This is a genomic window from Streptomyces deserti (assembly GCF_054782695.1).
On sequence record NZ_BAAGRZ010000001.1, the window covers coordinates 805,992 to 825,218 of the forward strand.

General features: G+C 71.5%; 18 protein-coding genes. 10 read left to right on the forward strand and 8 right to left on the reverse strand.

The features are described 5' to 3' along the window. Positions 1 to 15 precede the first annotated feature (15 nt). The 4 genes from ACYVMZ_RS03660 to ACYVMZ_RS03675 are packed head-to-tail and all read right to left on the reverse strand — an operon-like array spanning position 16 to position 2,107. Positions 16 to 849 carry an isoprenyl transferase gene (locus ACYVMZ_RS03660; RefSeq protein ID WP_461075325.1) on the reverse strand — a complete coding sequence of 278 codons (834 nt, stop codon included), beginning with the start codon at positions 847 to 849 and terminating at the stop codon, positions 16 to 18. Positions 850 to 899: 50 nt separating this feature from the next. Beyond that, a complete protein-coding gene (gene recO / locus ACYVMZ_RS03665; protein WP_461075327.1) occupies positions 900 to 1,646 on the reverse strand; it encodes a DNA repair protein RecO in 747 nt (248 codons plus the stop codon). Between the two features lie 42 nt (positions 1,647 to 1,688). Beyond that, on the reverse strand, positions 1,689 to 1,904 hold the full coding sequence (locus ACYVMZ_RS03670; RefSeq protein WP_461075329.1) for a hypothetical protein: 216 nt from the start codon (positions 1,902 to 1,904) through the stop codon (positions 1,689 to 1,691). Further along, on the reverse strand, positions 1,901 to 2,107 hold the full coding sequence (locus ACYVMZ_RS03675) for a hypothetical protein (RefSeq protein WP_461075331.1): 207 nt from the start codon (positions 2,105 to 2,107) through the stop codon (positions 1,901 to 1,903). The genes ACYVMZ_RS03670 and ACYVMZ_RS03675 overlap by 4 nt, the downstream gene beginning before the upstream one ends. 116 nt (positions 2,108 to 2,223) lie before the next feature. Here ACYVMZ_RS03675 and ACYVMZ_RS03680 point away from each other — a divergent pair, with 116 nt between their 5' ends. The 10 genes from ACYVMZ_RS03680 (at position 2,224) to ACYVMZ_RS03725 (ending at position 14,044) form a co-directional block, all read left to right on the forward strand. Further along, the gene (locus ACYVMZ_RS03680; protein WP_461075333.1) at positions 2,224 to 3,054 is read left to right on the forward strand and encodes a helix-turn-helix domain-containing protein; all 831 of its coding nucleotides are present in this window, start codon (positions 2,224 to 2,226) and stop codon (positions 3,052 to 3,054) included. Next, complete coding sequence (locus ACYVMZ_RS03685; protein WP_461075335.1) at positions 3,036 to 3,239, forward strand: DUF397 domain-containing protein; 204 nt, start codon at positions 3,036 to 3,038, stop codon at positions 3,237 to 3,239. Before ACYVMZ_RS03680 ends, ACYVMZ_RS03685 begins: the two co-directional genes overlap by 19 nt. Before the next feature lie 277 nt (positions 3,240 to 3,516). Then, on the forward strand, positions 3,517 to 4,560 hold the full coding sequence (locus ACYVMZ_RS03690) for a hypothetical protein (protein WP_461075337.1): 1,044 nt from the start codon (positions 3,517 to 3,519) through the stop codon (positions 4,558 to 4,560). A gap of 143 nt (positions 4,561 to 4,703) precedes the next feature. Further along, positions 4,704 to 6,227 carry an alpha/beta hydrolase gene (locus ACYVMZ_RS03695; protein ID WP_461075339.1) on the forward strand — a complete coding sequence of 508 codons (1,524 nt, stop codon included), beginning with the start codon at positions 4,704 to 4,706 and terminating at the stop codon, positions 6,225 to 6,227. Between the two features lie 159 nt (positions 6,228 to 6,386). After that, positions 6,387 to 7,259, forward strand: a complete 873-nt coding sequence (bla, locus tag ACYVMZ_RS03700) for a class A beta-lactamase (RefSeq protein ID WP_461075341.1) — start codon at positions 6,387 to 6,389, stop codon at positions 7,257 to 7,259. Positions 7,260 to 7,487: 228 nt separating this feature from the next. Then, on the forward strand, positions 7,488 to 9,113 hold the full coding sequence (locus ACYVMZ_RS03705) for an ABC transporter substrate-binding protein (RefSeq protein ID WP_461075343.1): 1,626 nt from the start codon (positions 7,488 to 7,490) through the stop codon (positions 9,111 to 9,113). Positions 9,114 to 9,124: 11 nt separating this feature from the next. After that, positions 9,125 to 10,087, forward strand: coding sequence for an ABC transporter permease (locus ACYVMZ_RS03710; RefSeq protein ID WP_461075345.1), 963 nt, complete (start codon positions 9,125 to 9,127; stop codon positions 10,085 to 10,087). Continuing rightward, positions 10,084 to 12,051 (forward strand): dipeptide/oligopeptide/nickel ABC transporter permease/ATP-binding protein, encoded by a 1,968-nt coding sequence (locus tag ACYVMZ_RS03715; protein ID WP_461075347.1) that lies wholly within the window; start codon positions 10,084 to 10,086, stop codon positions 12,049 to 12,051. Before ACYVMZ_RS03710 ends, ACYVMZ_RS03715 begins: the two co-directional genes overlap by 4 nt. 41 nt (positions 12,052 to 12,092) lie before the next feature. Beyond that, positions 12,093 to 13,112: an oligopeptide/dipeptide ABC transporter ATP-binding protein gene (locus tag ACYVMZ_RS03720; protein ID WP_461075349.1), complete on the forward strand. Its 1,020-nt coding sequence runs from the start codon at positions 12,093 to 12,095 to the stop codon at positions 13,110 to 13,112. After that, positions 13,109 to 14,044: a dihydrodipicolinate synthase family protein gene (locus ACYVMZ_RS03725; protein ID WP_461075351.1), complete on the forward strand. Its 936-nt coding sequence runs from the start codon at positions 13,109 to 13,111 to the stop codon at positions 14,042 to 14,044. The genes ACYVMZ_RS03720 and ACYVMZ_RS03725 overlap by 4 nt, the downstream gene beginning before the upstream one ends. Before the next feature lie 21 nt (positions 14,045 to 14,065). On the opposite strand, the gene ACYVMZ_RS03730 is transcribed toward ACYVMZ_RS03725, so the two are convergent. From ACYVMZ_RS03730 to ACYVMZ_RS03745, 4 genes are all read right to left on the reverse strand, one after another. Next, positions 14,066 to 14,734 carry a response regulator transcription factor gene (locus ACYVMZ_RS03730; RefSeq protein ID WP_461075353.1) on the reverse strand — a complete coding sequence of 223 codons (669 nt, stop codon included), beginning with the start codon at positions 14,732 to 14,734 and terminating at the stop codon, positions 14,066 to 14,068. After that, positions 14,731 to 15,966, reverse strand: coding sequence for a sensor histidine kinase (locus ACYVMZ_RS03735; protein ID WP_461075355.1), 1,236 nt, complete (start codon positions 15,964 to 15,966; stop codon positions 14,731 to 14,733). The genes ACYVMZ_RS03730 and ACYVMZ_RS03735 overlap by 4 nt, the downstream gene beginning before the upstream one ends. Before the next feature lie 46 nt (positions 15,967 to 16,012). After that, complete coding sequence (locus tag ACYVMZ_RS03740; RefSeq protein WP_461075357.1) at positions 16,013 to 18,229, reverse strand: MMPL family transporter; 2,217 nt, start codon at positions 18,227 to 18,229, stop codon at positions 16,013 to 16,015. A 150-nt stretch (positions 18,230 to 18,379) separates the two neighbouring features. Further along, the gene (locus tag ACYVMZ_RS03745; protein WP_461075359.1) at positions 18,380 to 19,075 is read right to left on the reverse strand and encodes a TerB family tellurite resistance protein; all 696 of its coding nucleotides are present in this window, start codon (positions 19,073 to 19,075) and stop codon (positions 18,380 to 18,382) included. Positions 19,076 to 19,227: the final 152 nt, after the last annotated feature.

Sequence of the window (19,227 nt, forward strand, 5' to 3'; positions counted from 1 at the left end):
GGGCTCCGACCTCCCCTACTGCTGCTTGCCCTCCATGGCCAACAGCTCCTCGTTGGGAATGGCCCCGCCGAACCGCCGGTCCCGCGAGGCGAACTCCACACACGCCCGCCACAGGTCACGCCGGTCGAAGTCCGGCCACAGCACGTCCTGGAACACCATCTCGGCGTAGGCGCTCTGCCACAACAGGTAGTTCGACGTACGCTGCTCGCCGCTCGGCCGCAGGAACAGGTCCACGTCCGGCATGTCCGGGTAGTAGAGGTACTTCGCGAAGGTCTTCTCCGTGACCTTCGACGGGTCGAGCCTGCCCGCCCTCACGTCCTCCGCCAGGGCCTTGGCCGCGTCCGCGATCTCCGCACGGCCGCCGTAGTTCATGCAGAAGTACAGCGTCAGCCGGTCGTTGTCCTTGGTCTGCTCCTGCGCGATCTGGAGCTCCTTGGCCACGGAACGCCACAGCTTCGGCATCCGCCCCACCCAGCGCACCCGCACCCCGAGCTCGTCCAGCTGGTCCCTGGACTTCCGGATGAAGTCACGGTTGAAGTTCATCAGGAAGCGCACCTCGTCCGGCGACCGCTTCCAGTTCTCGGTGGAGAAGGCGTACAGCGAGATCGCGCCGACGCCCATCTCGATCCCGCCCTGCAGCACGTCCAGCACGCGCTCGGCGCCGACCTTGTGCCCCTCGGTGCGCGGCAGCCCGCGCTCCTTGGCCCACCGCCCGTTGCCGTCCATGACGATGGCCACATGGTTGGGGACCAGCTCACCGGGGAGCTTCGGGGGCCGCGCGCCGGACGGGTGCGGCTCCGGCGTCCTGTACTCCCGGCGCTGACGCCCCAGGATCCCGCGTACGGCCATGTCTTTCTCGTCTCCTCGGTTCTTTCCGCTTCTCTGCTTCTCTGCTTCTGCTACTTCTCTACGTACCGCAGGGAGCGCAGCCCGCGCTCCAGATGCCAGTGCAGGTACGCGGACACCAGCCCGCTCCCCTCCCGGACGTACCGCGGCTCGCACGCGTCCGCGGTCTCCCAGTCTCCCGTAAGCAGCGCGCCGAGGAGTTCCAGAGCCTGCGGCGAGGGTACGACGCTGCCGGGCACCCGGCAGTCCGCGCAGACGCTGCCGCCCGACGCCACCGAGAAGAACCGGTTCGGCCCGGGCATGCCGCACTTCGCGCAGTCGCTGAAGCTGGGCGCGTACCCGTTGACGGCCAGCGACCGCAGCAGGAAGGCGTCGAGGACGAGGTGCGGGGCGTGCTCGCCCCGGGCGAGCGTCCGCAGCGCGCCCACGAGCAGCAGGTACTGCTGCACCGCCGGCTCCCCCTCGTGATCGGTGAACCGCTCCGCCGTCTCCAGCATGGCCGTCCCGGCGGTGTACCGCGCGTAGTCGGTCACGATCCCGCCGCCGTACGGAGCGATCGTCTCGCTCTGCGTGCACAGCGGCAGCCCGCGCCCGACCAGCTCGCTGCCCTTCGCGAAGAACTGCACGTCGACATGCGAGAAGGGTTCGAGGCGCGCACCGAACTTCGACTTCGTCCTGCGCACGCCTCGGGCCACCGCCCGTACCCGGCCGTGACCGCGCGTGAGCAGCGTGATGATCCGGTCCGCCTCACCCAGCTTCTGGGTGCGCAGCACGATGCCGTCGTCGCGGAACAGACTCATGGAGTCATTCTCGCCTACGCGCTCGGCTGCCGGGCACGTACGTCAAGGGACCTCCCCGCGGCTGCGTGCGTTGGCGTACGCCGTCGCCGCGCGCAGCCGCTCGGCGGGGGTCGCGTTCCGGACGGCACGGGGATCAACGTCCCACTCCTTGCCGCCCCCGTACGGTCTCAGCTGTACGTAGGGCCCCTCGTGTCCCATGACGATGCCGACCCGACCCGTTCGGGTGTCCACGACGTACGCACCCACCGGCGGCTTCATCGGAGCACCGCCGCGAGCCGCCGGGCGGTGTCGACGGAACACCGGCCCAATTCGATGAGCGGACAGGGCGCCTCCCGCGCAAGACTCACCGGATCCAGCCCCAGTGACGGCAGGGTAATTCCCGCCTTGGCGAGTTCCGTCCGCAATTCTTTCACTGCTTCCTCCGCTTCTTCGACGCAGGGCGCCGCGTGCTGTGCCTTCACCGTGCTCCCCTCTCTTTTTCATTTTCACTCCTCGCATCTCCACAGTGACGCTCCGCCTCTACACTCAGGAAGGGTCTGTGCCCTACAAGTGCAGGGCAGCGCAAGGGGGTTCGGCGATGGCCAACGGTTCGCGGCAGGCGGCCTGGGAGTTCTTCGGCGCGGAGCTGAAGCGGCACAGGGAGGATGCGGGGCTCACGCAGGTGGAGTTGGGGGCGCGGGTGTTTGTCTCCGGCGGCTATATCGGCCAATTCGAACAGGCCATTCGGAAGCCGCAGTTGGATGTCGCGAAGCGGATTGATGAGGTACTGCAAACCGACGGTATTTTCGAGCGGCTGTGCAGGAAACTCATTGATGATAAGAGGTATGCGGATTACTTCGCGGAGGTCGTGGAGCTGGAGAGGCTGGCGACGAAGATCTGCGACTGGGAGCCGTCCGTCATCCCGGGTCTGCTGCAAACAGCGGCCTACACGAGGGCCCTCGTCCTGGCGACACACCCGTTCGCGGCTGACGAGTTCATCGACGACCGGGTCGCGGCCCGCATGGAGCGGTCCGACATCCTCAAGGACGCTACAAGGCCGGAGTATTGGGCCATCGTGCACGAAACGGTGCTCCGCATCCCCGTAGGCGGACCGAAGGTCGCGGCTGAGGCACTGGAGCACATGGCCAAGATGGCCCGCGAGCGCAAGGTGGTGTTGCAAGTACTCCCCTTCTCAGCGGGGGCACCCGCCAACAACGGCTCACTACGGCTCATGGAGTTCGAGGACGCGCCCCCAACCGCCTACACGGAGACCTCGTTTTCGGGAAGCCTCCTGGACGACCCGTCAGTGGTGAAGCGAGCCAACCGAGCCTACGATCTGCTCAGGGGCGCCGCTCTGTCGCCGGAGGCGTCCCTCGCCCTGATCCAATCGGCGGCTGAGGACTTCAGACGATGCGCGAGTACGACCTGAGCAATGCCCGCTGGCGCAAGAGCACGTACAGCAACGGCGATGGCGGAAACTGCGTCGAGGTCGCCGACGGAGTCCCCGGCGTTGTCCCCGTGCGGGACAGCAAGGTCACGGACGGGCCGGTTGTGCTGATCGGGGCTGCCGCCTGGGCCGCGTTCACACGGACCGCGAAGGCGGGCATCCTCTAGGTCCAAGCCGGGGTTCCTCAGGGCTGGTGCCCGAGTTGCGCGATGGGACGGGCGGGCGAAGAGTGGTTTATGTATCGCCTGCCCCGCCGGGTCATGGATCTCTCTGACCGTGGCCGTCGTGGTCCGCAAGGCTTCCAGTCCGCAAGGGCGCATCCGCACACCGCACAGCGCACCTGGAACCATCATGCCCAAAAACACCCCTCGGCGATTCCCCCTTGCCACCGGCGCAGCCTGTCTGGCGGCGGCGCTCGCGCTGCCGACAGGGGTGGCCAGTGCCGTGACGGCCCCCCAAGACCTCGCGCCCGGCGCGGCGGCACCGGCCCAGCCCACTCCGACGCCCCCCGACCCGGAAACCACCGTGCCGGAGGACACACCGACCGACGAGACCACCGCACCGGAGGACACACCCACCGACGAGACCACCGCACCGGAGGACACACCCACCGACGAGACCACCGCACCGGAGGACACACCGACCGACGAGACCACCGCACCGGAGGACACACCCACCGACGAGGACACCACGCCGGAGGACACACCCACCGACGAGGACACCACGCCCGAGGACACACCGACCGAGACCGGCGAAGCGACGCCTCTGCCCACGCCCACCACGCCCGAAGAGGCGCAGGAGGAGGTGGCGAAGCTCAGGGAGGATCCGGACACGCCCGACGAGGTGAAGGGCGATCTGAACGAGCTGGCCACCGTGATGAACGAGGCCCAGAACAAGCCGGCGCCGGTCAGGGAAGCGGCCGTCGACATCAGTGTGTCGGTCATCGTCGCGGTGGACGCGATGAAGAGCCCGAGGACGTCCCCGGCGGACAAGGCGGCGCTCTCCGACTGCGTCAAGGAGCTGACGGCCTCGGTCAAGGTGATCGTGGACGTGCGGGTGTCGGTGACGGTACGGCAGGCACTCGTGCAGGTCTCGGTCACCGTGCGGGTCACCGTGCGGGCACTCCAGCGCCCGGACGTTCCGCCGAAGACGAAGACCGCGGTCAGGGGAGCCGTGCGGGAGCAGACCGCCGCGCTGAAGGTCATCCGGAGCCCGGGCACGTCGCAGGCGAAGAAGAAGCAGCTCGCGAACGTCACGAAGCCGATCGAGATCGTGTCGAGGATCGTCATCAACGTGAGGACGTCGACGAGCGTCAAGAACCAGGCGCAGCAGGTGCTGGTCCAGCTGACCGCGGTGGTGAAGACGGTCCGGGAGACGGACAAGCAGCCGTCCGCGAAGTGGAGGGCGTGCGACAAGGCGCTCAGGGACCTGAACGCCTCGACGGCCACGACGATCCCGCAGCCGTGCGAGGGCAACCTGCGGAGCTGAGCGGGCGCCGACGAACGAGCCGTCCCCGTCCGACCCGGTCGGGCGGGGCGGCCGACCTGAGGGCGGCCCTGGGGCAAACCCCCGGGAGAACAGGGCCGTTGCCCGGATGTGGCGGTTGCGCGAGATCCGCGAGGCTCTTCCGCATGAAGCAGCGCACACGAGCCCAGCAGAGCCGCCGCAACACCGCCTACGTCACCTTCGTCGCCGCGTCGGCCGCCTTGGCCGGCCTTGCCACGCCGTTAACCGCCTCGGGGTCGACGCCCTCGTCCCCTACCGCTCCCGCCCAGTCCCTCAACTGGACGAAGTGCGACAGTACGGGCGGCTCCACCGCCCCTGACCCCCGCCAGCAGTGCGCCACCCTCGAGGTCCCCCTCGACTACGCCGACCCCACCGGGCCCGAGATCAGTCTGGCCCTCTCCCGTATCCCGAGTGAGAAGCCCGAGGCCCGCCGCGGGGCGCTGTTCCTCATCCCCGGTGGCCCCGGCGGCTCCAGCCTCAACGCTCCCTCCGGGAAGGGGCAGAAGCTGCCCCAGGGAGTACGGGACGCCTATGACCTGATCGGGTTCGCGCCCCGTGGGATGGCGCCCTCCACCTCCGTCACCTGCGGCCTGGAACACGGCGACCTCGCCGTCTCCAAGCTGCGGCCCTGGCCCGCCACCGACGGCTCCATCGCGGAGAACATGGCCACCGCCCGCCGCATGTCGGACGCCTGCGCCCGCACCGGCGGTGAGCTGATGAAGCACATCAGCAGTGCCACGAACGCCCGCGACCTCGACCGCATCCAGGCGGCGCTCGGCGAGCGCAAGATCTCCGCGTGGGGCGTCTCGTACGGCACGTACGTCGGCGCCCTCTACAGCCAGCTGTTCCCGCACCGCACCGACCGCATCGTGCTGGACAGCAACGACAACCCGGACCCGACCCGGGTGCAGCGCGCCTGGCTCGCGGCCTTCGAGGTCGGGGTCGAGGACAACTTCCCCGAGTTCGCCACGTGGGCGTCCCGGCCCGGCGAGTACCGCCTGGCCCGTACGGCCGCCGAGGTGCGGCCGCTGTTCCTGCGGCTCGCCGCCCGCCTCGACCGCGAGCCGATCCCCTGGCCCGGCGCCAACCCGGCGGAACTGAACGGCAACGTGCTGCGCCAGACCATGCTGGACGCCCTCTACGACCCCGACCGCTATCCGGCGCTGGCCCAGCTCGTTTTGGCCGCCCGGAAGGGCGGTGATCTGCCCGCTCCGCCCGAGCCCCTGCCGCAGGACTCCGTAGCGGTCGGCTCCGCGACCATCTGCAACGACCTCGCCTGGCCCGCCTCGGCCGCCGCCTACGAGAAGGACGCCGCCGAGAGCCGGGTCAAGTACCCGCTCACCGCCGGTATGCCCCGCAACGCCCTGGTGTGCGCCGCCTGGCCGTACACGCCGAAGGAGGCGCCGGTGCGGATCACCGACCGCGGGCCGTCCAACATCCTGCTCATCCAGAACGAGCGGGACGTGGCCACCCCGCTCAGCGGCGCCCTCAAGCTCCGCGAGGCCCTCGGCCGGCGTGCCGTCATGGTCACGGTGAACTCCACCGGCCACGGCGCCTACCTCGCCAACGGCAACGTGTGCGGCGACGGCACGGCCTCCCGCTTCCTGGCCACCGGGGAGCGGCCCCACGCGGACACCTACTGCCGCTAGGCCCTACCGCAACCAAAGGCATGAGCTCCCGCGTCGATCACCGGAGAGATCGTTGACGCAGTCCGGACGAAGGAGAGCAAGATCTTAAGCGCCCGCACGTCACCCGAGTCCCCGACAGCCGAGTCCCCGATACCGGCGTCCCCGACGCCCACGTCCCCGATGACCCGCCGTACGCTGCTCGCCGCCGCCGGCACCGCCACGGCCGCGGCCCTGCTGACGGCGACGCCCGCCCGCGCGTCGGACGACGTCACCGCCCGCCTGCGCGCACTGGAGCAGGAACACGGCGCCCGGCTGGGCGTCTTCGCGCACAACTTCCGTACCAAGAGCACCGTGCGGCACCGTGCCGACGAGCTCTTCCCGATCTGTTCGCTGTTCAAGACCCTGGCTGCCGCCGCCGTCCTGCGCGACCTGGACCGGCGCGGGGAGGTTTTGTCCCGCCGGATCCACTACACGGAGGCGGACCTGCCGAAGGAGGGCTCCGACAAGACCAGGGAGCGCCTGGCCGAGGGCATGACGATCGCCGAGCTGTGCGACGTGACGATCCGTTACAGCGACAACGGCGCGGGCAACCTGCTCCTGCGCGAGCTGGGCGGCCCGACCGCGATCACCCGCTTCGCCCGCTCGCTCGGCGACCCGGTGACCCGCCTGGACCGCTGGGAGACGGAGCTGAACTCGGCCGAACCGTGGCGGATCACGGACACCACCAGCCCGCGCGCGATCGGCCGTACGTACGCCCGTCTGGTCTTCGGCGACGCGCTCAACCGCCGGGACCGCGACCTCCTCACGCACTGGCTGCTGCACAACACGACCAGCGGCAACCGGCTGCGGGCCGGGCTGCCGCCGACGTGGACGGTCGCCGACAAGACGGGCGGCGGCTCGTACGGCACCAACAACAACGTCGGCATCGCCTGGACGCAGGACGGCACCCCGCTGGTCCTGGCGATCCAGTCGACGAAGCCGGACCAGGCCGCCCCGTGGGACCACCCGCTCATCGAGAAGACGGCGGCCCTGCTGGCGGACGCCCTCACGTAACGCACGTCCCGGGTGGGGGCGTCGCGCCGGGGACGGCGCCCCCACGCCCGGGATTCGCGCGTGCCATTGGCCCGACCTTTGGCATATACGCCATTCGTGCGTGTTCCCTTGACCGCCCCCACCGCCCCTCCTATGGTCGCGCTGACCGACCGGACGTAGGACGTCGTATCTCCCTCTCGTCTCCCGCCCCCGCCTGTACGAGACGGGCTCCTCACCCTTGGAGGAACCGTGCGCGACGTGACCCCCGAGGTGCCGGCGCCGCATCGCCGGACGTTCCTGAAGTACACCGGCGCGCTGGGTGCGGCCGGCGCCGTCTCGGCGTCGCTGTCGGCCTGCGGCGGGCCCGAGTCGACGAACGACACCGGCGGCGGGGGCGGCCGGAACCGGACGCTGACGGCGGTCATCGGCTACGGCAACGACGGCAGTTGGGACCCCACCCAGACCGCGTCCGCGTTCTCCATGGCCGCCAACCACCACATCTACGAGGGCCTGCTCGACACCGACCCGATCTCCCGCGAGCCGTACGCCGCGCTCGCGACCGAGGTGCCGAAGGACCCGGACAGCACGTCGTGGCGGTTCACGCTGCGGGAGGGCGCCACGTTCCACGACGGCAGGCCCGTCACCGCCGACGACGTCGTCTTCGTCTTCGACCGGATCCTCGACCCGGACACCCAGACCCTCGCCAAGGGCTTCTTCGCGAGCTGGCTGAAGGAAGTCCGCAGGGTCGACCGGCGGACTGTCGAGCTGGTGCTGAAGTTCCCCTTCCCGGACGGGCTTTCCCGGCTCACCCTCGCCAAGGTCATGCCGAAGCACGTCTTCTCCCGGCCCGGCGCCTGGAACGACGCGATCAAGGGCCTGGCGGTCGGCTCGGGCCCGTACCGGCAGACCGCGCACCACCCGAAGTCGAACACCACCTTCGAGGCGTTCGCCGACTACAACGGCCCCCGCCCGCCCGCCTTCCAGCGGATGAACTGGCTGACGATCGTGGACGCGGCGCCCCGCGTCGCGAAGATCTCCGGTGCCGGCGCGGGCGCGCAGATCGCCGACAACATCCCGTACGCCAACATCGGCCAGTTGGAGAGCGGCGGGCTGACCGTCGCGGGCGGCGCCGGGATGAACAACCTGTTCCTGATGTTCAACACCAGGCACAAGCCGTTCGACGACGTGCGGGTGCGGCAGGCGCTGCGCTACGCCATCGACACCGAGAAGATGGTGGAGGTGGCGCTCAAGGGCCATGGGAAGCCGTCGACGTCCTTCCTCGACGAGAGCAACCCCAGCCACCGGCGGGCGAAGACCGTCTACGACCACGATCCCGACAGGGCGAAGGCCCTGCTGAAGGAGGCCGGGGTCAGCGGGCTGAAGGTCGACATCCTCTCCGTGAACGTGAGTTGGATCGTCGACTGTCTGCCGACCATCAAGTCCTCCTGGGACGCGATCGGCGTCCGCACGACACTGACGCCGCAGGAGACCACGGCCGTCTTCACGAAGATGGACCAGAAGCAGGACTACCAGGTCGTCGCCGCCGCCTCGAACCCCAACCAGTTCGGTGTCGACGCCGACCTGATCATGCGTTACAACCACGGGCCCGGGAACCTGTGGATGCAGTACACGCGCTGGGCGGACCACCCGGTCGCCAAGCGGCTCTTCCGGGACATGGACGCCGCGACCCGGGAACCGGACCCGCAGCGCAAGAAGGCGATGATCCAGGACTACATCGACGTCGTCGCCGAGCAGGCCGTGCTCTACCCGGTCGTCCACAACGAGCTGATGACGGCCTGGGACCCGGAACAGCTCACCGGGATAAGGGCGCAGCCGTATCCCGGCATCAACCTCCTCCAGGCCAAGTGGGCCTGAGGAGCCGACCCGTGATCGCCGTCCTGCGCATCCTGGCCCGCCGTGTCGCCCTGCTCGTCCCGCTGATGCTCGGCATCGTGCTGTTCGTGTTCCTGGTGATGCGGTTCTCGGACGTCGACCCGGCGTCCGCGTTCTTCCAGGGCGCCAATCCGACGCCGCGGCAGCTGCACGACTTCCGCGAGGAGCACGGCCTGCTCGACCCGCTCCCGGTGCGCTACGTCCACTTCGTCGCCGACCTGCTCCACGGCGACCTGGGCACCAGCGCGCTGACCCGGGCGCCGGTGATCGACCAGGTCACCACCGCCCTGCCGCTCACCCTCCAGCTCACCTTCCTGGGCCTGGGCATCGCGGTGGTGCTGTCCCTCGTCGGTGGTGTGACGGCCGCGATCCACCGGGACCGGCTGCCCGACCAGATCATCCGGGTCGTCTCCCTGACCGGGGTCGCCGCGCCCGGCTTCTGGTTGGCACTGCTGATGATCCAGTACCTGGCGGTCGACCTGGGCTGGTTCCCGACCGGCGGCTACATCAACCCGGCGGACTCCTTCACCGGCTGGCTGAAGACGATGACGCTCCCGGCGTTCGCTCTCTCCCTGCCGGTGGCGGCGCAGCTGACGCGGATCGTGCGGACGGCGGTGGTGGAGGAGCTGGACAAGGACTACGTGCGCACGGCGATCGGCAGCGGGCTGCCGCCGCGGGTGGTGGTGGGGCGCAACGTCCTCCGGAACGCCCTGATCAATCCGCTGACCGTGCTGGGCCTGCGGGTCGGCTATCTCCTCGGCGGCGCCGTCGTCATCGAGACGATCTTCTCCCTGCCCGGCATGGGCAAGCTGATGATCGACGCCGTGAAGAACGGCGACCCGGCCGTCGTGCAGGGGGTCGTGCTGACGACCGCGGCCGGTTTCGTCGTGGTGAACCTCGTCATCGACGTCCTCTACCTGCTGGTCAACCCGCGACTGAGGGATGCGGCCCCATGATCCTCACGCGCAGGAGCCTCGCCGAGGCGCTGTCCCGCCCCGGCGTCCGGCTGCGCGGCCGGCGCCGGCTGCCGCCGCTGTCGAAGGCCGCCGTCGGCTTCCTGACGGTTGTCGCCCTTCTGGCGCTGTTCGCGCCGCTGCTCGCCCCGCACGACCCGCTCGACCAGCAGCCGCCCGTCGACCGCACCGGGCATCCGTCCGCCGAGCACTGGATGGGCCAGGACAGTCTGGGCCGGGACATCCTCAGCCGGCTGATGTACGGGGCGCGCTGGTCCCTGGCGATCGGCCTGGGCGCCACCGGGCTCGCCCTGGTCGCCGGAGCGCTGCTCGGGGCGATCGCGGCGACCTCCCGCAAGGCGGTCGACGAGACGCTGATGCGGCTGCTGGACATCGTCATGGCCTTCCCGGGCATCGCGCTCGCCGCCGTGCTGATCGCCGTGTTCGGCGGCGGCATCACGGTGCTGATCTGCGCGATCGCGTTCCTGTTCACGCCGCCGGTGGCACGGGTCGTCCGGGCGAACGTCCTCGACCAGTACGGCGAGGACTACGTGACGGCGGAGCGGGTGATCGGCGCCCGCACGCCCCACATCGTCCTCAAGCACGTGGCGGTCAACTGCGCCGCTCCGGTGCTGGTGTTCTGCACGGTCCAGGTCGCCGAGGCGATCGTGTTCGAGGCGTCGCTGTCCTTCATCGGCGCGGGCGTCCGGCCGCCCGACCCGTCGTGGGGCAGTGTCATCGCGGACGGCAAGAACATGGTGCTGACCGGCGGCTGGTGGGCGACCGTCTTCCCCGGCCTGCTGATGCTGGTCACGGTCCTGTCGCTGAACATCCTCTCCGAGGGCGTCTCCGACGCGTGGGCGGCACCGGCGGGCCGGGAGGTCGACGTGCGCGAGGACCGCCTGGAGGCACCGGAGCCCGGCAGCGGCGAGGTCGTACCGCTGCCCGGCCTGGCGGAGGCGGCTCAGCGGTTGCGGGCGCGGGCCCGCACCGTCCCCCGCGACGGGCAGCCGGTGCTCGCCGTCGAGAACCTCGCCCTCGGCTTCGACCACCGCCACCGGGGCGTCGACATCGTCGACGGCATCAGCTTCGAGGTGTACCCGGGTGAAGTGCTCGGCCTGGTGGGCGAGTCGGGCTGCGGCAAGTCCCTGACCGCGCTCGCCGTGATGGGCCTGGCCCCGAAGGGGGCCCGGGTGCGCGGCCAGGTCCGTTTCCAGCAGCGGGACCTGCTGGCCGAACCCGTGCGGGTACGGCGCCGGCTGCTCGGCCACGAGATGGCGATGATCTACCAGGACGCGCTGTCGTCGCTGAACCCCGCCATGACGGTCCGCGCGCAGCTCAAGCAGGTCGTACGGCGCGGCGGCAGGCGTACGCCCCATGAGCTGCTGACGATGGTCGGCCTGGACCCCGAGCGCATCCTGCGCAGCTACCCGCACGAGCTGTCCGGCGGGCAGCGGCAGCGCGTCCTGATCGCCATGGCGCTGTCCCGCGAGCCGAAGCTGATCGTCGCCGACGAGCCGACGACCGCCCTGGACGTCACCGTGCAGGCGCAGATCATGGAACTGCTCCTCGGGCTGCGGGAGGAGCTGGGCTTCGCGCTGATCCTCGTCTCGCACGACCTGGCGCTGGTCGCGGACGTCACCGACCGGGTGGCGGTGATGTACGGCGGGCAGATCGTGGAGACGGGCGTGACCGCCGACCTGGTGGAGGCGCCCGCCCACCACTACACGCGCGGGCTGCTCGGCAGCGTGCTGTCGCTGGAGTCGGGGCAGGAGCGCATGACGCAGATCAGGGGCGTCGTCCCCTCCCCCGCCGACTTCCCGGCGGGCTGCCGCTTCGCCGACCGGTGTTGGCTGGCGAGCGAGATCTGCCGGACGACGACCCCCGACCTGGTGGGCACCCCTGCGCACACGGCGGCCTGCCACCACCCGGCCATAGAGCTCGCCACCACGGAGGTGGTCCAGTGACCGGTGGACCGGTGAGCGGTGGCCCAGCGAGCGGTGGTCCGGTGAGCGCGCTGGTGGCGCTGTCCGACGTGCATGTCGTCCACCGGGCCCGCACCGGCGGCCTGTTCACCCGGGAGAAGGTGTACGCCCTGACCGGCGCCGACCTCGCGATCGCGCCCGGCGAGACGGTGGGCGTGGTCGGCGAGTCCGGCTGCGGGAAGTCGACGCTGGCGAAGGTGCTGGTGGGGGTGGAACGGCCGACGTCCGGAACGGTGAAGTTCCGGGGCCGCGACCTGTGGACGATGCCGCCCGCCGAACGCCGCAGGACCGTCGGCGCCGGCATCGGCCTGATCTTCCAGGACCCGTCCACGGCCCTGAACCGGCGCCTGACCGTCCGCCGGATCCTGCGGGACCCGCTGGACGTGCACGACCGGGGCACGAACACCCGACGCGAGGATCGCGTACGGGAGTTGATGTCCCTGGTGGGCCTCCCCCGCGCCCTCGCCGACGCGCTGCCCGGCCAGCTGTCCGGCGGCCAGCGCCAGCGCGTCGCGATCGCCCGCGCGCTGGCCCTCGAGCCCGCCTTGGTGGTCGCCGACGAGCCGACGAGCGCCCTGGACGTGTCCGTACGGGCCCAGATCCTCAACCTCCTCCTGGACCTGAAGGAACGCCTGGGCCTGGCCCTCGTGTTCGTCTCGCACGACATCCAGACGGTACGGCGGATGAGCGACCGCGTGATCACCATGTACCTGGGCCGGATCGTCGAGGAGACCCCCGCCGACCGGGTCACGGACCGGGCCCGCCACCCGTACACCCGGGCCCTGTTCTCCGCCACGCCGGGCCTGCTGGACCCGATCGAACCGATCCCGCTGACCGGGCCCGTGCCGTCGGCGACCCGCCCGCCGAGCGGCTGCCCGTTCCGTACCCGCTGCTGGAAGGCGGACGGCGGCTGCGCGGAACTGATGCCGGACTTCTCGGACGCGTCGGCCCCCGGACACCGCTACCGCTGCCACCATCCTGTGCGGGAGGACGAGTCGACCCGCGACCTCGTGCACCAGAGCAACCCGTTGGAGCCTTCATGACGTTTCCCGCCCCGCTCACCGGTGTCGTCCCGCCCGTCTGCACGCCCCTGACACCGGACCGCGAGGTGGACGTTCCCTCGCTGCTCAGGCTCGTCGACCATCTGGTGGCGGGCGGGGTGCACGGGCTGTTCGTGCTGGGCTCGACGTCGGAGGCCGCGTATCTGACGGACCGGCAGCGCAGGCTGGTCGTGGAGTCGGTGACGGCCCACGTGGGCGGTCGGCTCCCGGTGCTGGCAGGCGCGATCGACATGTCGACACCCCGGGTCCTGGACCACGTACGCGACGTCACGGAGGCGGGCGCCGACGCCGTCGTCGTCACCGTCCCGTTCTACGCCCGTACCCACCCGGCGGAGATCGCCCGCCACTACCGGCTGATCGCCGCCGCCTCCCCCGTCCCGGTCCTCGCCTACGACATCCCGTCCGCCGTGCACACCAAACTGCCGGCCGAGGTCGTGCTGGAGCTGGCCGCCGACGGGGTCGTCGCCGGGCTGAAGGACTCCAGCGGCGACCTGGGCGGTTTCCGCGCGGTCGTGTCCGGTGCCCGGGCCCACCCCGGCATCACCGGCTTCAGCGTGCTGACCGGCTCCGAGCTGATCGTCGACGCGGCGCTCGCGGTGGGTGCCGACGGGGCGGTGCCCGGCCTGGCCAACGTCGATCCGCACGGCTACGTCCGCCTCGACGGCCTGTGCCGCTCCGGCGACCGGGAGCGGTCCCGCGCCGAACAGGAGCGCCTGTGTGCCCTGTTCGGCATGGTCCGCGTCGGGGACCCCGCCCGGATGGGCCCGGGCTCCTCGGCCATCGGCGCCTTCAAGGCGGCCCTGCATCTGCGGGGTGTCATCGACTGCCCGGCGACGGCCGAGCCGCAGGTGCCGTTGTCGACGGACGAGGTGGAGCGGGTGGCGAAGTTCCTCGCCGGGGCGGGGCTTCTCTAGGGCCCGTCCGGCGGACAGCCCCTAGGCGCCGGGTCCCCCGGGCGTCACCAGCCCCGACTCGTACGCGACGATGACCAGTTGGGCCCGGTCCCGCGCCCCGAGCTTCCCCATGATCCGGCTGACATGGGTCTTGGCGGTCAGCGGGCTGAGCCCCAGCGCCTCGCCGATCTCGGTGTTGTTCAGGCCGCGCGCGACGAGCGTGAGGACCTCCCGCTCCCGGCCGGACAGGCACTCGGGCCCGCCGGTCACCGGGGCCGTCGACGGGCTGCGCAGGAACCGTTCGATCAGCCGTGCCGTCGGCCCGGGCGAGAGCAGGGCGTCCCCGGCCGCCACCGTACGGATGGCGTCGAGGAGTTCGGCCGGTTTCGTGTCCTTGACCAGGAAGCCGGAGGCGCCGGCGCGCAGCGCCTCCACGATGTTCTCGTCGGTGTCGTAGGTGGTCAGCACGAGGACCTTCACCCCGGCCAGGTCCTCGTCGGCGGCGATGAGCCGGGTCGCCTCGATACCGTCCAGGTCGGGCATGCGGATGTCCATGACGACGAGGTCGGCGCGCTCGGAGCGGGCCAGCTCCACGGCCTGGCGGCCGGTCGCCGCCTGGCCCACGACCGCCATGTCGCGGGCCGACTCGACGAGCATCGCGAAGGCCTCCCGGACGAGGGTCTGGTCGTCCGCGAGCAGCACGCGGATCATCGGCTTCCCTCCCGGTCGGTTCCGATCGGCAGTACGGCGTGCACTGCGAAGCCCCCCTCGGGGCGGGGGCCGGCGTCGAGTGTGCCACCCACGCTGCGGGCCCGCTCCCGCATGCCGACGAGCCCGAAGCCGGGGGTGGTGCCGGGCGTCGGTCCGGTGCCGTCGTCGGTGACCGACAGGTGCAGGGCGCCGTCCCGCTCGTCCACCTCGACGCGGACGGCCGGTGCGGGCCCGGCGTGCCGTACCGCGTTGGTCAGCGCCTCCTGCACGATCCGGTAGGCGGCGGCACCGACGGCGGGCGGCACCTCACCGGCCCGTACCGACAGCTCCGCCCTCGCGCCCGCGACCCGGGCGTCCTGAGCCAGGTCGGCCAGGCCGTGCAGGCCGGGCAGCGGGCCGCGGGCCTCGGACACGCCGTTCTCCCGCAGCACCTCCAGCGTCGTACGCAGTTCGCCGCGGGCGCTGCGGCAGGTGTCGGCGATGTCGTCGAGGGCCTGGGCGACGGCGGCGCGGTCGAGCCGCTCGGGGTCGGCGTTCAGCACGTGCGCGGCGACGGAGGTCCGCACGCCGATGAGGGTGATGCTGTGCGCGAGCAGGTCGTGCAGGTCGCGGGCGATGCGGAGGCGTTCCTCGGCGACCCGCCGCCGCGCCTCTTCCTCGCGGGTGCGTTCGGCGCGTTCGGCGCGCTCCACGATGGCGGCGACGTACTGGCGGTAGAAGCGGACGTCGATGCCGCAGAAGAGCACGGCGATGACCCAGCCGGAGATCCGCAGGAGCTCCAGGGTCCCCCCGGGGTTGGTGAGGGCGTTGATGGTCAGTGTCACGCCGAGGACGCCGGCGCCGGTGAGCAGCGTACGGCGCACCGTGCCGGTCACCGCGACCGTGTAGAGCACCACCACGGTCACGGGGATGGGCGCGGCGTGGTTGTTGTCGAGGGCGTGGTACGGAGCGATCACGGCCACCATCGCCACCAGCACGAGCAGCGGGCGGCGGCGCCGCCACACGATCGGCACGTGCGCGACGAGCAGCAGCGCCCAGCCGAGCGCGTCGGGGCGGCGGCCCTTGTCGGCGATCAGGGCCAGACAGACGGCCGACACCGCGAGCGCGGCGGCGAGCAGCGCGTCGTTGCGGGTGCCGTGCGGGGCGGTTTCGGGGTCGCGGTTGATCGCCGCCATGATCCGCTCGCCCAGGCGGGGCCGTGTCGCCGTCGTGGTCTCCTGCACGGGGTTCATCCTCCGGGAGGAAGGCGCCCCTCCGGGAGGGAGGGGCGTCCACGCGTCAGGCACCGACGGGTTCCCGCTCACGGTCCGGGACCGGCTCCGGGGCCTTGGAGAGCCGCCCGGGCCACCACATCCGCCGTCGCAGGGCGACGCTCGCGCTGGTGACGAGATAGGTCCGGACGAGGAAGGTGTCCAGCAGCACCCCGACCGCGATGACGAAGCCCAGCTCGACGAGCACCACCAGCCCCATGGTGGTCAGCACGGCGAAGGTCGCGGCCAGCACGAGCCCGGCGGAGGCGATGACCCCGCCGGTGGTCCTGAGTGCCGTCAGCGCGGCGGTCACCGGGTCCACGCTGTGTTCTCTGTCGCTCCGCCTCCGGGGCGCCTCAGCCGGTGTCGAGGAGCCGACCGTGCTCAGCCCTTCGGGCCTCCGCGCGCTCGTCCCCTCGACACCGGCGCGCCCCTCCGGCTCCGCTAGGCGCAGCGACTCCTCCCGCATGCGGTGCATGAGGAAGATGCCGTAGTCGACGCCGAGGGCGACCAGGAACACGAAGGACAGCAGCCCCAGCCCCGGGTCCGTGCCCTCGAAGCCGAACAGCGGTCCGAACACCAGTCCGCCGATGCCGAGCGCCGCGCCCCACACGGCGACCACGGCGGCCGTGAGGATCAGCGGGGCGACCAGCGAGCGCAGCAGGGCGATCAGGATGAGCAGGACCGAGACGAGGACGATCGGCACGACGACGAGCGTGTCGCGGGCGTTGGTGTCCTCCAGGTCGATCTGCTGGGCGCTGGGCCCGCCGACGTAGGAGCCGTCGAGCCGGTCCCGCAGTTCCTCGATGGTCCGGGTCTCCGCCGCCGACTCGGGCGCGGCCTCGGCGATCACGGAGATCTCCGTCCAGCCGTTCCCGGTCCGGCCCTTCTGGGCGCTGTCGACGCCCCGCGTCTCACGGATCGTGGCCAGCGCGGCGTCGGCCCGGCCGGCCGGGGTGATCACGTCGATGGGCTGGCTGGAGCGCTCGGGGTAGGCCTTCGCCAGCGTCTGCATCGCGGCCACCGACTCGGGCTTGTCGACGAAGGAGTCCTCCTGCTTGAGCGTGCCGGGCAGGTTCAGGGCGCCGAGCGCGAGGGCCCCGAGCAGCACGGCACCTCCGGCGAGGACGGTCAGCGGGCGCCGCCCGGCGGAGCTGCCCATCGCCGCGAACAGTGACCGGCGCGTCTTGGGGGTGCTGCCGTACGCGGGGACGAGCGGCCAGAACACCCGGCGGCCCAGCAGCACGAGCAGGGCCGGAAGCAGGGTCAGCATGGCGACGAGGGCGCACAGCACGCCGACGGTGCCGAGCGGGCCCATGCCCCGGTTGGAGTTGAGGTCGGCGGCGAGCAGGCACAGCAGCCCGGCGGCGACGGTCCCGGAGGAGGCGAGCACGGCGGGCCCGCAGCCGCGCAGCGCGGCCACCATGGCGTCGTACGGGCGTTCGATCCTGCGGAGTTCCTCCCGGTAGCGGGAGACGAGCAGCAGCGCGTAGTCCGTCCCGGCGCCGAAGACGAGGATGGTCATGATGCCCGCGCTCTGTCCCGACACCGAGGTGCCGAAGGCCTGGTTGAGGCCGTAGGCGACGCCCATGGACAGGTAGTCGGCGATGCCCGCGACGGCGAGCGGCACGAGCCACAGCACCGGGCTGCGGTAGATGAGGATCAGCAGGACGGCGACGACCGCGACGGTGGTGTAGAGCAGGGGCCCGCCGAGCGAGTTGTACACCTTCGCGGCGTCGGTGATCAGCGCGCTGGGCCCGCCGACCTGCACGCTCAGCCCGTCCGCGCCGCGCGCGACCTCGCGGACGTCGTCGACGAAGGCGTCCCGTTTGTCCTCGTCGGCGCCGGGCTCGTTGCTGGTGACCGGGTACATGAGCGTGGTGCCGTCCTTCGACGGGACGCCCCGCGGTGTCCCGGTCAGCGCATGCTCTGCGGCGATCCGCGCGACCTGCTGCCCCGCCGCCCTCTTGTCATCGGCGGTCAGCCCGCCGTCGCGGTGGTACACGATCACCAACTCGGTGGTCTCGCCGCCCGGCAGCTGGTCCTGGATCTTCGCGACCTGGGTGGAGTCGGCGCTCGCGGGCAGATAGTCGGTGACCCGGTCGCGCTGCACGTCGCCGAGTCGCGCGGCGAACGGCGAGGCGATCGCCAGCACGCCGATCCACAGCGCGAGCACCGCCCAGGGCACGGCTCGTCGCCGGGTACGTGTGGCCCTCTCGGCTCTGGTCCTGTTTCCGGCCCCCATGAAACGGGCCTCCCTCCGGCACGGATGTCTGGATGCGGTCTCCAGACTCCCGGCGCGCGGGGGCCGATTCGTCGGGCGCGAGGGCGAGTCGGGGGGTACTGCCCAGGGCGGCCGGAGTGCCGGACTACTCCCCGGGGAGTAACGCGGGACCTACGACGGCGTCCGCGCCGCCGCCAGCAGCCGGGTCACGTCGTCGGAGCAGATGGTGAGGGCGGCGCCCACCGTGGCGAGGACGTCCCGCTCGGCGGGGGTGTACGGCCCGTCGGCCAGGGCGATACGGGCGCCCTGCAGCAGGATCGATTCGCGGCCGGCCGGGGCGAGGTGCGGGGCCAGCGGGTCCAGCGCCTCGTGGAGCTCTATGGCCAGCCCGGCACCGCAGGGTTCCCCGGTGATCCGGCCGGTGTCCGCCGCCAGCGCCTCCACGAGGGCGGCCAGCTGCTCCTCGGTGCAGTCGTCGAAGCCGGCCGCGCGCACCGCGCAGACGGCCGCCTCCAGGGCCGTACGGGAGCCGGCGCCGCCCGCGGCGAGCACCGCGAGGGCGACGGTGTGCACGGCGTCGCGGAGCATCGCGGAGAAGCGGGTGGTGGTCGGATGGTCCAGGACGTCGGTGCCGAAGTGGCGGCGGCAGGCCGCGCACTCGACGACCGGCCCGGTCTCGCCGCGCGGCAGCACCGGCACGCCGAGCAGGGTGAAGCGGCGCCGGCCGGTCAGCCGCTGGTAGTTGCGGTCGCCGCCGCAGCCGGGGCAGAAGAACTCCCCGTCGCCGACGGCCGTCCACGCGGTACGGGTGCCCAGGATGCGGGCAAGCCTGGCGGCACGGCCGTTTCCTCCCCGTCCTGGCAGCACGTCGCACCTCCGTAACGCCGCGCGGCAACGTCGCCGCGCTGGCGTGATGTTAGCCACATCCATGAGGTCGAGTCAGTACCCCGGAGGAGACCTTTCCGTGACCTCCACAGCAATTGGCCGGTATATGACGGGGCTCCGTCCGCCGGACAACG

Bases quoted from the DNA above. Each gene is read 5' to 3' on its own strand.
- ACYVMZ_RS03660 (WP_461075325.1), bottom strand. From the start codon at position 849: ATGGCCGTACGCGGGATCCTGGGGCGTCAGCGCCGGGAGTACAGGACG.
- recO (WP_461075327.1), bottom strand. From the start codon at position 1,646: ATGAGTCTGTTCCGCGACGACGGCATCGTGCTGCGCACCCAGAAGCTG.
- ACYVMZ_RS03670 (WP_461075329.1), bottom strand. From the start codon at position 1,904: ATGAAGCCGCCGGTGGGTGCGTACGTCGTGGACACCCGAACGGGTCGG.
- ACYVMZ_RS03680 (WP_461075333.1), top strand. From the start codon at position 2,224: ATGGCCAACGGTTCGCGGCAGGCGGCCTGGGAGTTCTTCGGCGCGGAG.
- ACYVMZ_RS03685 (WP_461075335.1), top strand. From the start codon at position 3,036: ATGCGCGAGTACGACCTGAGCAATGCCCGCTGGCGCAAGAGCACGTAC.
- ACYVMZ_RS03695 (WP_461075339.1), top strand. From the start codon at position 4,704: ATGAAGCAGCGCACACGAGCCCAGCAGAGCCGCCGCAACACCGCCTAC.
- bla (WP_461075341.1), top strand. From the start codon at position 6,387: ATGACCCGCCGTACGCTGCTCGCCGCCGCCGGCACCGCCACGGCCGCG.
- ACYVMZ_RS03715 (WP_461075347.1), top strand. From the start codon at position 10,084: ATGATCCTCACGCGCAGGAGCCTCGCCGAGGCGCTGTCCCGCCCCGGC.
- ACYVMZ_RS03725 (WP_461075351.1), top strand. From the start codon at position 13,109: ATGACGTTTCCCGCCCCGCTCACCGGTGTCGTCCCGCCCGTCTGCACG.
- ACYVMZ_RS03730 (WP_461075353.1), bottom strand. From the start codon at position 14,734: ATGATCCGCGTGCTGCTCGCGGACGACCAGACCCTCGTCCGGGAGGCC.
- ACYVMZ_RS03735 (WP_461075355.1), bottom strand. From the start codon at position 15,966: ATGAACCCCGTGCAGGAGACCACGACGGCGACACGGCCCCGCCTGGGC.
- ACYVMZ_RS03740 (WP_461075357.1), bottom strand. From the start codon at position 18,229: ATGGGGGCCGGAAACAGGACCAGAGCCGAGAGGGCCACACGTACCCGG.